Origin of the sequence: Chryseobacterium soldanellicola (genome assembly GCF_900100115.1) — a bacterium.
GTDB classification, from domain to species: Bacteria; Bacteroidota; Bacteroidia; order Flavobacteriales; family Weeksellaceae; genus Chryseobacterium; species Chryseobacterium soldanellicola.
In genome coordinates, this window is sequence record NZ_FNKL01000004.1 from 248,490 (window position 1) to 261,848 (window position 13,359).

The 13,359-nt window shown below is 34.1% G+C and carries 14 protein-coding genes; 5 read left to right on the forward strand and 9 right to left on the reverse strand.

The genetic code is table 11. From position 1 onward, the window contains the following. Nucleotides 1-80: 80 nt before the first annotated feature. The 3 genes from BLT04_RS15190 to BLT04_RS15200 all read right to left on the reverse strand — a co-directional run bounded on the left by BLT04_RS15190 (nt 81) and on the right by BLT04_RS15200 (nt 1,493). Complete coding sequence (locus BLT04_RS15190; protein WP_139166262.1) at nt 81-602, reverse strand: hypothetical protein; 522 nt, start codon at nt 600-602, stop codon at nt 81-83. Nucleotides 603-606: 4 nt separating this feature from the next. Continuing rightward, a complete protein-coding gene (locus BLT04_RS15195) occupies nt 607-978 on the reverse strand; it encodes a hypothetical protein (RefSeq protein ID WP_089756639.1) in 372 nt (123 codons plus the stop codon). A 137-nt stretch (nt 979-1,115) separates the two neighbouring features. Continuing rightward, nucleotides 1,116-1,493 carry a diacylglycerol kinase family protein gene (locus BLT04_RS15200; protein WP_089756640.1) on the reverse strand — a complete coding sequence of 126 codons (378 nt, stop codon included), beginning with the start codon at nt 1,491-1,493 and terminating at the stop codon, nt 1,116-1,118. An 85-nt stretch (nt 1,494-1,578) separates the two neighbouring features. On the opposite strand from BLT04_RS15200, the gene BLT04_RS15205 reads away from it, so the two are divergent. From BLT04_RS15205 to BLT04_RS15225, 5 genes are all read left to right on the forward strand, one after another. Next, nucleotides 1,579-2,178, forward strand: a complete 600-nt coding sequence (locus BLT04_RS15205) for a hypothetical protein (RefSeq protein WP_089756641.1) — start codon at nt 1,579-1,581, stop codon at nt 2,176-2,178. 85 nt (nt 2,179-2,263) lie between these two features. Next, a complete protein-coding gene (gene dnaN / locus BLT04_RS15210; protein WP_089756642.1) occupies nt 2,264-3,394 on the forward strand; it encodes a DNA polymerase III subunit beta in 1,131 nt (376 codons plus the stop codon). A gap of 75 nt (nt 3,395-3,469) precedes the next feature. Further along, the gene (locus BLT04_RS19135; protein ID WP_089757300.1) at nt 3,470-4,303 is read left to right on the forward strand and encodes a M23 family metallopeptidase; all 834 of its coding nucleotides are present in this window, start codon (nt 3,470-3,472) and stop codon (nt 4,301-4,303) included. A gap of 157 nt (nt 4,304-4,460) precedes the next feature. Continuing rightward, nucleotides 4,461-6,863: a phenylalanine--tRNA ligase subunit beta gene (gene pheT, locus BLT04_RS15220; RefSeq protein ID WP_089756643.1), complete on the forward strand. Its 2,403-nt coding sequence runs from the start codon at nt 4,461-4,463 to the stop codon at nt 6,861-6,863. 231 nt (nt 6,864-7,094) lie between these two features. Continuing rightward, a complete protein-coding gene (locus BLT04_RS15225) occupies nt 7,095-7,508 on the forward strand; it encodes an META domain-containing protein (protein WP_089756644.1) in 414 nt (137 codons plus the stop codon). Nucleotides 7,509-7,562: 54 nt separating this feature from the next. On the opposite strand, the gene BLT04_RS15230 is transcribed toward BLT04_RS15225, so the two are convergent. The 6 genes from BLT04_RS15230 to BLT04_RS15255 all read right to left on the reverse strand — a co-directional run bounded on the left by BLT04_RS15230 (nt 7,563) and on the right by BLT04_RS15255 (nt 13,288). Further along, the gene (locus BLT04_RS15230; protein WP_002977986.1) at nt 7,563-7,802 is read right to left on the reverse strand and encodes a hypothetical protein; all 240 of its coding nucleotides are present in this window, start codon (nt 7,800-7,802) and stop codon (nt 7,563-7,565) included. A gap of 38 nt (nt 7,803-7,840) precedes the next feature. Continuing rightward, nucleotides 7,841-9,157, reverse strand: a complete 1,317-nt coding sequence (locus BLT04_RS15235; RefSeq protein ID WP_089756645.1) for a hypothetical protein — start codon at nt 9,155-9,157, stop codon at nt 7,841-7,843. Between the two features lie 107 nt (nt 9,158-9,264). Beyond that, complete coding sequence (locus tag BLT04_RS15240) at nt 9,265-10,155, reverse strand: 3-hydroxybutyryl-CoA dehydrogenase (RefSeq protein WP_170828504.1); 891 nt, start codon at nt 10,153-10,155, stop codon at nt 9,265-9,267. A gap of 10 nt (nt 10,156-10,165) precedes the next feature. Further along, a complete protein-coding gene (locus BLT04_RS15245; RefSeq protein ID WP_089756647.1) occupies nt 10,166-10,576 on the reverse strand; it encodes a hypothetical protein in 411 nt (136 codons plus the stop codon). A 39-nt stretch (nt 10,577-10,615) separates the two neighbouring features. Beyond that, nucleotides 10,616-11,494: a CGA/CIA family class A beta-lactamase gene (gene bla-A / locus BLT04_RS15250; RefSeq protein ID WP_089756648.1), complete on the reverse strand. Its 879-nt coding sequence runs from the start codon at nt 11,492-11,494 to the stop codon at nt 10,616-10,618. A 63-nt stretch (nt 11,495-11,557) separates the two neighbouring features. Next, nucleotides 11,558-13,288 carry a cellulase family glycosylhydrolase gene (locus BLT04_RS15255; protein ID WP_089756649.1) on the reverse strand — a complete coding sequence of 577 codons (1,731 nt, stop codon included), beginning with the start codon at nt 13,286-13,288 and terminating at the stop codon, nt 11,558-11,560. Between the last annotated feature and the right edge of the window lie 71 nt (nt 13,289-13,359).

Below are 13,359 nucleotides of genomic sequence, written 5' to 3' on the forward strand. Positions count from 1 at the left end.
TCATTAATGGCAGTCATTTTTCAAATTAAATAAAGCCTGTCAATGATTGTTGACAGGCTTTGATTTTATATTAACAGGATTTATTGAACATTTATCCATAAATCACCTCCAAATGTAAACGCGTCTGCATGGAAATTATAGTTTATGCCATTCAGACTGCCCGTGCCACCGATACTTGCTGGGATACCTGAGCAGGATTGATAAAACCCTACAGATCCGCCAAGTGTTGGGACGATTTGTCCTGGATTGATAGGATCTTCAAGCTCAAATTTTATATAAGTCCATCTTTGGGCATTTGATACAATGGGTGGAAGACCAAGCATATTAGGAGACCAGTTATTAATTGGATAAGGATGTCCTGCGGCTGAAGTGGAATTGGCAAAGGTGGTGTAGCTTGCAATTTCATTAGGCGGCAGATATACCTGATCTATTGCCTGTGCTCCTCCACTGCAGGTAGAAGGGACTATAGTGAAAATTGTAAAATATAAATCGAGTTTATGATTGGTGATATCGTTATAGATATGAAGATTTCCGGAACCGTTTTGTGCAAAAGCCGATGATCCTAAACTTAAGCCAAGAATAATAGTGAATATCTTTTTCATCGTATTAGTTTTTAGAATTTTGGTTGATTTTATCAAGTTTTTCGTTATAGATTTTTACAGCCCATGTTAAAATCTTATCTCTGTCACCCTGAGTGGCTTCAGTAATTTGCTTTTGAGTAGCGCCAGTGGATTTTATCAGCTCTATTGCTGAAGGAATAAGAAGATCTTTACGTCTGTCACTTAATTCAAGAGATTGGCGGTTTTTCATCTCTTCGGGAGTTTCACGGTTTTCCGGGTTTGATAAACTTTTGATGGATTTTTCAAATTTTAGAACTTCTTCAGTTTTTTTAGTGCTCATCGGGTTAATAGTCGATGATTCCGTACTGCACGAAATGAATCCTGCCAATAGAATGGCATACAGCAATTTGATTTTCATATTATTAATTGTTGATTGTGAAACAAATATATAGAAATTTATTATATCATAATGTAGTGATAAATATATTTTAAATATAAATGTTGAATTTTGAGTGTTTTTTTATTTGAAATCTTAAATTCAATGTAATTTTTGAATTAAAATTTTAAAAAAAATGATAGTTTAGAAATGTATTTCCAATAGACTAAAATCCCCACAACAACCGACAAAATCGCCGTCAAAATAACAGCTCCCGCAGAAATATCTTTAATAAAACCGATTCTCTTATCAAATTCAGGTTGTATAATGTCACAAATCTTCTCAATTGCCGTATTAAAAATTTCCGCAATTAAAACCCCAAAAGAAACAATTAAAACAAGAGCTGTATCAATTGTAGAGAGCTTTAAATAAAAAATTAAAAAAAGATTGATTAAAAAAGCCAGAAATTCCAATTGGAAATTCCTTTCAGATTTCAACATAAAAAACACACCTCGAAAAGCGTTCAGAAAACTTTTATGGATGAGTGGTTTCCGCATGGGCTTTTTTTTTTAACAAATATAAGACTTGCATTTTGATCATACTTATTAAATCTTTTATCTTTGAAAAGTTAAAAAACTAACCATGATGAAAAATCTACTGGCTGTAACGCTTATTTTTACTTCAAATTTCCTTTTTTCACAGGACTATACGAAAAAAATTGCTAAGGTAACATGTGAATGTTTTACAAAGGCAAAAGCTGAAAATCCCAACTCGAAAAACCTCGAAGCACAACTAGGTCTTTGTATGATAAAAGCTGCTGAGCCTTATAGTAAAGATCTTAAAAAAGACTATAACATCGATATTCTCAATGATGAATCATCAGAGACGGGAAAATTAATGGGAACCTGGCTGCTGAAAGAATGCCCGGATATTTTCATGGAGTTTGTTAATATGGAAGAAGATAAGAAAACGGACGAATCCAAACCGGAATTGCTGATAAACGGAACCATTACAAAGATCGAAAAAGAAAATTTTGTGATCTTTCATATGATCGGTGACAATAAAAATTTAACCAAATTCTATTGGGTTTCAAATATTGTATCGAATCTTGATCTTCCTAAAGAATATAATTCACTAATCAATAAAAAGGTGAGCATCAGTTATTACACGACTGAGATCTTCGATTCGAAAATTAATGACTACAGAAATCTGAACATAATTTCAAGCCTGAAAACAGATTAATGATCTTTGTTAAAAACTACTGGGCATTATTTTTTTCAGTCTTACTTCTATTTGTTATATTTGTACAAACTTATTTTATAAATCTATGAAATTTATTATTTCAAGTGGTGAACTGCAGAAGGCTTTGCAAACTGTAAGTGGCGTAATATCAAGCTCTCAATCGAGACCTATTTTAGAAAACTATCTTTTTGAGTTAAACGAAAATAACGTTACCATTACAGCATCTGATGGCGAAACAACTCTTGTAACTTCTCTTGAGGTGAAGTCTGACGACTCAGGAAAATTTGCTGTTCCTGCTAAGATTTTTCAGGATTTTATCAAGACTTACGGCGAGCAGCCTCTGACATTAGCCGTAAAGGATAATGCAGAAGGCACCGGAAGTCAGCTTGAGATTTTGGATGAAAAAGATAATTTCGCAGTCGCATTAGACAATGCTGATGATTATCCGGAATTACCGGAATTTGACGCTTCTCAAAGTGTAACAATGCCTGCAGGAGTTTTGTCTGAAGCTCTTACCAACACGCTTTTTGCAACAAGTAACGATTCACTTCGTCCTGTAATGACGGGAGTTCTTTTCCAGTTTGGAGAAAACGAAACGAATTTTGTTTCTACAGATTCTCACCGATTGGTAGTCTATAAAAGAACAGATCTGATGAATGCCGAGCCAATGGAATTCATTATGCCTAAAAAACCTTTGAATATTTTCAAAAATATTTTAGCAAGCTCAAATGAAGACGTTAAGATCGACTTCAATGAAAACATGGCTAAATTTACTTTTGGTAAACATATCTGGATCTGTAGGCTGATCGACGGAAAATATCCTAATTATACGGCGGTAATTCCAAAAGAAAATCCGAATGTATTGACGATCAACAGAAATCTTTTACTGGGAGCGATCAAAAGAGCATCAATCATGTCAAATAAATCTACCAATCAGGTTAGATTTAAATTGTCAGCCAATATTCTTCACCTTCACGCAGAAGATACGGAATATGCAAACAAAGCAGATATGCAGATTCCTTGTGATTATAACGGAGAAGATATTAACATCGGATTTAGCTCTAAATTCTTAACGGAAATGTTGGGTATTCTTGGGGCAGACGATATCACAATGAAAATGTCTCAACCGAACAGGCCGGGAATCATCGAACCTCTGGATGGTCTTGAAGAAAACGAAAATATCTTAATGTTATCAATGCCCGTTATTGGATTGTAATATTTAAAATAAAAAATAAAAAGAGGTTCTGATTTTCAGGATCTCTTTTTTAATTACCTATAAACGCTTATGGATATGAAAAAAATACTGGCAGTCTTCTTTTTATTGCAATGTATCAATTTATTTTCTCAAAAAAATACTAAAATGTATTATGAAAGAAAAGGGGATACCATTATATATTATGCAGATAATCAAGAGATTTATCCGGTTTCTTTTGTCTTCGCGGAACAACCCGAACTGGAAAATATGAGAAAACCTGAGGTTTTTAAAACAACCCAGGTTTTACCTGCAAAATCACTCAAAAATAAAGTGACCTATTTTATTGTAAATAATAAAATGAAAAAATGGGGAGTCAAGAAAATGCCGGCCTATTTAATTTATATTGGGGATGTTACATTAAAAACATATGATTCTGAATATCAGTACGATCTTCCGTTTCAAAAAGGAAAATCTTTTATGGTTTTTCAAGGCTATAATGGGACTTTTTCACATCAGAATGAAAACTCACTGGACTTTACGATGCCTGAAGGGACTGAAATTTTAGCCGCAAGAGAAGGCCTGGTAATTGATTTGGTTGAAACTAATAATTCAGGCTGTCCGACAATTAATTGTGCAAAACAGGCAAATTATATCACAATTTTACACTCCGACGGCACTTTTGCGCAATATTTTCATTTAAAGCAAAACGGAGTAAAAGTAAATGTCGGCGATCAGGTTAAAAAAGGAGATATCATCGGATTAAGCGGGAATACAGGATGGAGCAACGGACCTCATTTGCATTTTGTGACTTATCTTGCGAGTTCCACGGGAGAGAAGCAGAGAACGACCGTTAAAACACTTTTCAGAACAGGAAACGGAAGCAAAACGGAATATATTTCAGAGAAAAAATCATATTCAAGGGAGTATTAAGTTCCTTTTAAATTTCTGTATTTCTCAAAAAAACACGACATTTGTACACTAAATTTTGTGCATTAAAATTGCACAAATATTCAAATAAAATTTTCAAAATATAATAGATGAAACTGAAAAGTTCCATCAGCCCTAAAAAATAAATAGAAATTGTCAGATGAAAATATCAAATAACTGGTTGAAAGACTATATCAAAACGGAATTGAAGACGGAAAGAATCGGGGAATTCCTTACGGATATTGGTCTTGAGGTGGAAGGGATAGAAAAATTTGAAAGCATAAAGGGAAGTCTGGAAGGGATTGTTGTGGGTAAAGTTTTAACCTGCGAAAAGCATCCGAATGCTGATAAATTAAAGAAAACAACGGTAGATATAGGAAACGGAAAAGTACTGAACATTGTTTGTGGTGCTCCGAATGTGGAAGCAGGACAAACCGTGCCTGTAGCTGTTGTCGGAACAAAAATCTATGACAAAACCGGAAACTTTTTTGAGATTAAAGAAGCAAAAATCAGAAGCGAGGTTTCTCAGGGAATGATCTGTGCAGAAGACGAATTAGGGCTCAGCGAAGATCACGGCGGAATTATGGTTTTGGATGAAGAAAAATATGAAGTAGGGAAAAATTTTGCAGATTATTTTGAATTAACCAACGACGAAGTTTTCGAAATCGGTTTAACGCCAAACAGAACCGATGCAATGTCTCATTACGGTGTTGCAAGGGATTTACACGCTTTTCTTTCAACAAATAAGCAAAAATCAGAGTTTGAAAAAGTAAGCTCTGAAACTTTAAATAATGAAGGTTCTCACGATTTCACATTAGAAGTTGAGGATGCAGAACTGTGCCCGAGATATATCGGTGCGGTAATTGAAGACGTGAAAGTTGCTGATTCTCCTGCCTGGTTAAAAGACAGATTAAAAGCCATCGGATTAAGCCCGATTAACAATATTGTAGACATCACGAATTATATTCTTCACGGTTACGGACAGCCGCTTCACGCTTTTGATGCAGACAAAATTGCAGATAAAAAAGTGAAGGTAGGCACTGTAAAAGAAGGAACGAAATTCACCACTCTGGATGGCGTTGAAAGAACATTGAACGGTTCTGAAATCATCATCAAGGACGGAAAAGACAACCCAATGTGTATTGCCGGAGTTTTCGGAGGTGCCAACTCTGGAGTTTCTGCTGAAACTAAAACTATTTTCCTGGAAAGTGCTTATTTTAATCCTGTTGCGGTGAGAAAAGGAGCAAAATTCCATGGATTGAGCACAGATGCTTCTTTCAGATTTGAAAGAGGTGTTGATCCTAATATTACGCGCACTGCCATTACCCACGCCATTAAATTGATTCAGGAATTGGCTGAAGGCAAGCTTGTTGGAGATCTACTGGAAGAATACCCAAAGAAAATTGAAGACAATTACGTAATTATCAGATTCTCTAAAATCGAACAAATTTTAGGAACAAAAATACACAGAGAAAAAGTAAAAGAAATTTTAAAAGCACTGGAAATTCAGGTTTTAAATGAAATTCAAAATGGTTTTGAAATCTCTGTTCCTGCTTACAGAGCTGATGTAACGAGAGAAATTGACGTTATCGAAGAGATTTTAAGAATCTACGGATACAATAAAATTGATGCGCCGCAAAAGATTTCATTTACACCGGTTAAACTAAGCGCTCAGGATCAGGATGAATTGGAAAACAGCTGGGCAAGAACTCTACAGAGCATTGGTTTCAACGAAGTGATGAACAATTCTTTGACCTCTGTAAAAGACGAAACAGACGCTGTAAAACTATTGAATCCGTTGAGTAATGACCTGGCATTCATGAGAAAGTCTTTATTGGAAGGGCTTCTTCAAAATGCGATCTACAATATAAACAGAAAGAATCAGGATATTAAATTCTTTGAATTCGGAAAAATTTATCATAAAAGAGATAAATATGAAGAAAGAAAACAGCTTGCTATTTTAATTTCTGGAAGAGATGTTGCGGAAAACTGGCTTCAGCCTAAATCTGCAACCAATTTCTATAACGTAAAAGCTTATGTGAAAGTTTTGCTGCAAAAATTAGCCGTTGATTATAAGGAAGTTGCTTTGTCTGACGAAAGGTTTTCAGATGCTTTATCTTATGAGATTGACGGAAAAACTTTAGTAAGAATCGGTAAAGTCGCGCCTCAAATGCTGAAGGATTTTGACATCGATCAGGAATGTTTCTATGCAGAAATCGAGCTGGAATTTGCCCAGGAACTACGCGCTAAAAATGAATTAAAATTTAAAGATATTCCTAAATTCAATAAAATAAGAAGAGATTTGGCGTTGTTGATTGATAAAAACATTAATTATCAGGATCTTTATCAGGCTGCCAGAAAAAATAAATCTCCTTTTATTAAAAATATTAATTTATTTGATGTTTATGAAGGAAAAAATCTTCCCGAAGGTAAAAAATCTTATGCCCTGAGCTTTGAGCTTTTAAATGAAGAAAAAACATTAGAAGAAAAAGAAATTGCTTCTGTAATGGATTCTTTAGTTAAATCTTTCCAAAAAGAATTTAACGCGGAATTAAGATCTTAAATATTAATATAATTTACAAAATACTATAAAACGAACTGTATCAGTTCGTTTTTTTCGTTAAAGAAGCTTATGGATTTTTATAATAATTAAAATGCGCTTTTAAGCAGAAAATTGTTCAAATTATTTTAACAGTTTGAGTGAATAATAAGTGTTAAGAGAATAATAAAGTCTTTTGAAACCCGTTTAGATAATAATATTTACCGTAAATTTGGCTAATTCAAAAACAAAAAAATGAAAAATCTTTTTTTAAGCCTGTCTGCAGCGGCAGTTTTGGCTTCTTGTGGAGCAATGGCAGGAGGCTCATCATCTTCAAAAGTTGGTAAAGCTCAACCTTCATTAAGCAATACAAAATGGGCATTGGCCGATAATGTGAAAGGAAAAATACCTACTTTAAATATTGAAGGAGAAAAAATCAGTGGAAACGGCGGATGCAATAATTATTTCGGAACTGCAAAAGTAGATCCTGCAACAGGTAATTTTTCTGCAGGACAGATGGGTTCTACAAGAATGGCTTGTGATAATATGAGTGTTGAGAAAAATTTCATGGATATGGTCGGAAAAGCCAATAAATATGTTGTTTCAGGAAATGTTCTTGAATTATATCAGGACAATCTTTTATTATTGAAATTCAATAAAGCAGAATAAATAAAAAAACAAAAGGAACTCAATTGAGTTCCTTTTTTATGTTTTTAGATGTTATTAATCTTCTTCCTCTTCGTCGTATTTAGCTAACTCTTCATCACACCATTTGAACGCAGCTTCTACTACCTTTGTAGCTTCATCTGCCATCGTTTCTTCATCATCGCCCTCTAAATCATCTAGCCACTCAACTTCTTCTTCCTCAACGTTTAAGATAAATCTTGGGTATTCTGTATGAACTACGAATAGATCTTCTGGAAATTCCGAATTATCTGCTAATAAAAACTTTGGTAATTTCATTTTTTTAATGTTTTAACTTTGAACCAAAGATAATAAAATTATTGATATTTGTTCTTGTCGATCTTAATTTTTTGTAAAACTTTATAACGCGTCAAAGTTGTTTTCTGTAAAGTATCCTGTGGCTTAAAGGTGATCCTGATTTCCGGATTTACGGTGCTTATCAGCTCAGCTACCTGTATTTTATCAAGATTAAGCTCATCTTCCGTATAAAATTTCAAAGGCACTTTATCAAGCTTCTCAGATTGCAAAAAATGGAAGATTTCTTTTCTGTTTTCAAGGTAATTCCCTTTTGAAAGCCATGTGAAAAGCATTCCCGACATGATGCTTAGAATGCCGATAACATATACTTTTATCTCAAAAATGTCAAATAATTTTTTAAAATAAACCAACCAGATCGGAAAACTGAACGGAGCTATTAATCTGTAATCTAACGGATTAATAGAATAGAAATATTGAATGAAATAGGAGCAGATAATTCCGAAAACTCCGGTAAATATAAAGAAAGATTCAACCTCGGAGAGTTTATTTTTAATGAAAAGATAGATGATCAAAAGGATATTTAAAACACCAATTCCGTAGATTGCATAATTGATTTTTCCGCCTCCCGGATCTGAAATATGAATAAAAGGATTAAAAGAAGTCGCCAACCCCTGAAATAATTCAACCAAAAGCTGTGAAGTAGGATGGAGCCCGATTTCTAAAAATGTTTGTACATAATTTTCGTTAAAATAATCTATAAACAGAAATTTATACAAAACAACAAAAACTAAACCTATAGCTGCTGAAATAATGAATATTGCTGCATATTTTCTTTTGAGGTAAATCAATCCGAAAAGCCCGGTTCCTCCAATAAAGAAAAGTGCACTGTATCTGATGTTATAAAGAGCTATTAAAAGTAAAGACAGATAAAATACAGCTTTCCATTTCTCTAATTTTCCATCAATGATTTGTTTTGAAACATATAAAAATAGAAATACAAAAGGAAGAATCAAAGGCTCGCTCATCGTGAATGCAAAGATTGAAAGAAAGCTGAATAAAGCACCTGTGACAATAGTTTCACGTAAATAAAAATTCTTTTTCCAGGCAAAAAAAACAATAAAAATAAAAGCAAGAATTCCCACTACTTTACTGCTCCAAAATTCATCAAAACCAAACAAAGTAATGAATTTTATACTTAAAGGATATCCTAAAGGCGTAGTCGTATTATCAATCGTCGGAAAGACATGGGCAAATCTCATGTATCGGATAGAATCCGGATTTACCCTGCCTTTTTCATTGAGCAGAAAACGCAAAACGGTCATCACTAAAGTAATGATGACCATTGATATCTGGATATATTTTTCTTTACATTTCATCGAAGAAAAATAGTGAATTTTATTGTATCAGTCAATTTTCTTCGATGTGAATTCATTTCATTGTCAATTTTAAAAATTCACCTTGACAATTCACTCATTCACTTTCCTTATTTTGAAAACATTTTTGCTACTTTCTCGGCTTTTTTACTTTCTGAATAATCGTAGAAACCTTCTCCTGATTTCACTCCTAATTTCCCTGCCATTACCATATTTACTAGCAATGGATTGGGTGCATATTTCGGATTTTTAAAGCCGTCATACATTACATTTAATATCGCTAAACAAACGTCAAGCCCAATAAAATCAGCTAGTTGCAAAGGCCCCATCGGGTGAGCCATTCCTAATTTCATTACCGTGTCAATTTCTTCAACTCCCGCAACTCCGTTGTAAAGGGTTTCTATCGATTCGTTGATCATCGGCATTAAAATTCTGTTGGCAACGAAACCCGGATAGTCATTTACTTCTACAGGAACTTTTCCTAAATTTTTGCTCATTTCATAAATGGCTTCAAAAGTTTCTTTAGAAGTAGAATATCCCTTGATAATTTCAACCAGTTTCATGATCGGAACGGGATTCATAAAATGCATTCCGATTACTTTATCCGGTCTTTTTGTAGCTGCAGCAATTTTAGTGATAGAAATAGATGAAGTGTTTGTCGCCAAAATACAGTTTTCAGGAGCAAACTCATCCATTTGGCTGAATATTTTTAACTTTAATTCCTGATTTTCAGTAGCAGCTTCAACAATCAGATCTGCACTTCCAACAGCATCCTGAAGAGCGGTATAAGTGGTAATATTTCCTAAAGTTTCAGATTTTTGTTCTTCCGTAAGGTTTCCCTTTGCAATTATTCTGTCAAGATTTGTGGTAATGGTCTTCAACCCTCTGTCCAAAGCATCTTGGGATACATCTACCAGATTTACCTTAAACCCGCTTTGTGCAAAAGTATGTGCGATACCATTTCCCATGGTTCCTGCGCCGATAACTACAATGTTTTTGATCATTTTTCTTTTATTTTTTATAAATAGTTAAATTTCTTGCGTTTGCCAGATCAGATTTTTTTAGCGTTTCATCTTGCTGAAAACTTACTCTTCCGTCACGATTTTTTTGTCTGGCATTATTTTGTGCTTCAACGGCAGTCTGTAAACCTTTTATAAAGCTTGTTTTCTGCTTTTTTGAAAGATTATCAGTTCCGATATACAGATTAAATTCGCCTTCTCTTCCCAAGCCGCTTTGCTTGTAGATTTCAAGTGATTTTATTTTATTTTTTTTCTGAAATTGGTTTAAATAATTCATTACAGGTTCCGTAGAAGGAGTTCCGCAGCAGATGCTTCCGTATTTTAGCTGTAAATAGTTCTCACTTTTCTGCGAATAGAAAAATGAAAAACTAAATATTCCCGCTATTAATAATATTTTTTTCATAATTGATGTATTTTAGAGATTAAAATTAAGCTTTAAATTTTATTTGTTAAAATGGTCCCAAACCACTTTGGAGACGTCAGAAATGATTTTGCAATTCACCGCGTCAGTTTCTGTAGAGTTGCTCACAAATACAGTTATTGCATAATGCTTGCCATTCGGTAAAGTGATGATTCCCATATCGTTTTCTGCGCCTGTTAAGCCCTTATTATTTTTCCCTGAAGCTCCTGTTTTGTGTGCGACCGGAGTATTTTTTGGAAGCTGTTCTACCAGCTTATTGGTTCCCGTTTTTGTTCCCAACATTACTTTCATCAAATAATCTGTAGATTTTTTTGAAAGCAATTTTCCATCAAAAAATTTCCTTAAAACATCAGTAATAGAGGCGGTTGTGGAATAATTTTCATATTGGGCATTCCAGTCTTTGTGCATGGCTTCTTCATTATATTTTATCTGAAAGTTTTTTACTCCTTTAGAATCCATGAATTTTTGAACGGTTTGAGGGCCTCCAAGAAGTTTCAACATTATATCGCAGCCGTTATTATCGCTTTGTGCGACAGTGAAATCAAGAATCTCACTTAAAGAAACTTCGACATTTCCGTTGGGATATTTATCGCGAAGCGGCGACCATGTATTTTCGAGTAAATTTGATTGATCAAGTAAAATTTTCTGGTTTAATGATAATTTTCCTTTATCAACAAAATCCAGAACGGCCGTTGCAATATGGAATTTAAAAACACTTTGCATCGGAAGTTTTTTATCGGCATTTTTACTGTATTTAAAGCCATTTTCAAAACCCGAAACAGAAATTCCGACAGTTGCTTTTTTATCTTTTAAAATTGAATTGATCTGTTGATCTAAAGCCGGTTTTTGAGCAAAAGTAAAGGCCGAGATCAAAAGAAAAATCCATCCTGTTTTTTTCATACTATTTTGGTTTAAAAAAATCCCTTTTAGATTCTAAAAGGGATTTGCAATTTAAGATTTTTATTATTTTATTTCAAAATAATTCAGGTTGACCCCGTCATTTTCAAATTTAATTCTGATTTTATTTTCTCCTTTTTTGAGGTTAATTCCTTTTGCTGTAAAGGTTTTCCAGGCTTCGTTTCCTCCTGTGGAAGGCAATGAGACAGTTGCCAATTGCGTTCCTGAAACGTCCTCAATTCTGATTTTTGAGTCATTATTACTGGCATATCTTATGTCAAAACTGTAGCTTTTACCGGCTTTTGCGTCAATTGTATACTGAATCCATTCCCCGGTTTCTGTTTTTCCGACATAATATTGATTGGTAATTTTGTCATTACATTTATAAATATCTACACCGTCATTTCTCATCTGATTTCCAGAGTTCCATTCTGATCTTTTTGCGGGATCGCTTACCCAGAGATTGATGAAATCTTTATCTAAATAGGCAGAATTCATTCTTCCCAAATCATATTCAGAAGCGAAAATTCTTCCCGGAGCCTGATGATTTTTGAAAGGTTTAGTAGTGTTTTCCGTTGTTTGTCTGAACATGGCATCGATAATGTCATTTTTGATTTCTACGTTGCTGAATTTATAGTTATCGGCGATTTGCATTAAAGCTTTTGTGGCAAATTCTTTTGATGGTTTTTCACCTCCATTTTTCCAGTAATCCAACAGTTTTTGATACTCCGGAGTGATTTTTACGTTGGTAATTCCGGCAATATTATCGATTTTTTTCATCGGCCAGAAGGCGTAACCGATATTGTGCTTGTCTAAAAGCTGGATCAGTTCTGTAAACCAAACATTTGAGTTTTCTCCCGTTTCCCCCAGCCAGATCGGGATATTATGTTTTTCTCTTAAATCTAAAGCAAATTTCAGGGTTTCATCATTATTATAATTCCAGTATTTGTGGAAGCTGAAAACCATATTGTTGTCCCAAAGTGGTGTTAAGCCATTGTAATTATTTCCCCAGCCGTTTCCTTCAATAATGATTATGTGCTTTTTATCAACCTGTCGAATGGCCTCTGTAATGTCTTTCTGCAATTTCCAAAGTGGGGCATTTGACATTTCATCGGTTCCGTTTTTGTTTTGTCCTGTGAAATTAATGTTGGGCTCATTAATTAAATCATAACCACCAATCCAGGCTTCATTTTTATATCTTTCGGCTAATTTTTTCCATAAAGCGACTGTTTTTTTCTGATTTTCTTCGCTTTCCCAAAGTGATGGCTTTGATTTGTCGTTGTCAGAAATATTAACGTCATTTCCCTGTCCGCCCGGCGCAGCATGAAGATCTAAAATCAAATACATTTTGTTGTCTGCACACCATTTTAAAAGATCATCAGTCATTTTAAAACCTTCTTCCAACCAGGTATTTTGACCTTTTACAGGCTCTTTTTCAATCGGTAAAGTGTACAAATTATAATGCATCGGAAGTCTTATCGAATTGAATCCTGCCTTTTTCAGGAAATCAATATCCTGTTTGGTGATTCCGTTTTTCAGGTAAGCTTTATAAAAATTGTTCATGCCGTCTTCCCCGATCAATTCAGCAATTTTTTCTTTAATCTTGTATTGCGGACCGGCAAAATCGGCAGTTTTCAGCATATATCCTTCTTGCAACATCCATCCTCCCAAACCGAGACCTCTCAATTGAACATTTTCACCTTTATCATTCACGATTTTCTGACCATTTGTTTTTAAAAGTTGTGATGTCCCAAATTGAGACAATAAAAAAGCGGATAGTAGGATGGCTCTTTTCATAGTTTTGATTTTTAAATATTAGGGATTGTTTTTAGAATTAATTACTTTAGATAATAACAAATATATTTAAA

Excerpts from the sequence above, each read along its gene's own strand:
- BLT04_RS15190 (WP_139166262.1), bottom strand. The coding sequence starts at position 602 with ATGAAAAAGATATTCACTATTATTCTTGGCTTAAGTTTAGGATCATCG.
- BLT04_RS15195 (WP_089756639.1), bottom strand. The coding sequence starts at position 978 with ATGAAAATCAAATTGCTGTATGCCATTCTATTGGCAGGATTCATTTCG.
- BLT04_RS15200 (WP_089756640.1), bottom strand. The coding sequence starts at position 1,493 with ATGCGGAAACCACTCATCCATAAAAGTTTTCTGAACGCTTTTCGAGGT.
- BLT04_RS15205 (WP_089756641.1), top strand. The coding sequence starts at position 1,579 with ATGATGAAAAATCTACTGGCTGTAACGCTTATTTTTACTTCAAATTTC.
- dnaN (WP_089756642.1), top strand. The coding sequence starts at position 2,264 with ATGAAATTTATTATTTCAAGTGGTGAACTGCAGAAGGCTTTGCAAACT.
- BLT04_RS19135 (WP_089757300.1), top strand. The coding sequence starts at position 3,470 with ATGAAAAAAATACTGGCAGTCTTCTTTTTATTGCAATGTATCAATTTA.
- pheT (WP_089756643.1), top strand. The coding sequence starts at position 4,461 with ATGAAAATATCAAATAACTGGTTGAAAGACTATATCAAAACGGAATTG.
- BLT04_RS15225 (WP_089756644.1), top strand. The coding sequence starts at position 7,095 with ATGAAAAATCTTTTTTTAAGCCTGTCTGCAGCGGCAGTTTTGGCTTCT.
- BLT04_RS15230 (WP_002977986.1), bottom strand. The coding sequence starts at position 7,802 with ATGAAATTACCAAAGTTTTTATTAGCAGATAATTCGGAATTTCCAGAA.
- BLT04_RS15235 (WP_089756645.1), bottom strand. The coding sequence starts at position 9,157 with ATGAAATGTAAAGAAAAATATATCCAGATATCAATGGTCATCATTACT.
- BLT04_RS15245 (WP_089756647.1), bottom strand. The coding sequence starts at position 10,576 with ATGAAAAAAATATTATTAATAGCGGGAATATTTAGTTTTTCATTTTTC.
- bla-A (WP_089756648.1), bottom strand. The coding sequence starts at position 11,494 with ATGAAAAAAACAGGATGGATTTTTCTTTTGATCTCGGCCTTTACTTTT.
- BLT04_RS15255 (WP_089756649.1), bottom strand. The coding sequence starts at position 13,288 with ATGAAAAGAGCCATCCTACTATCCGCTTTTTTATTGTCTCAATTTGGG.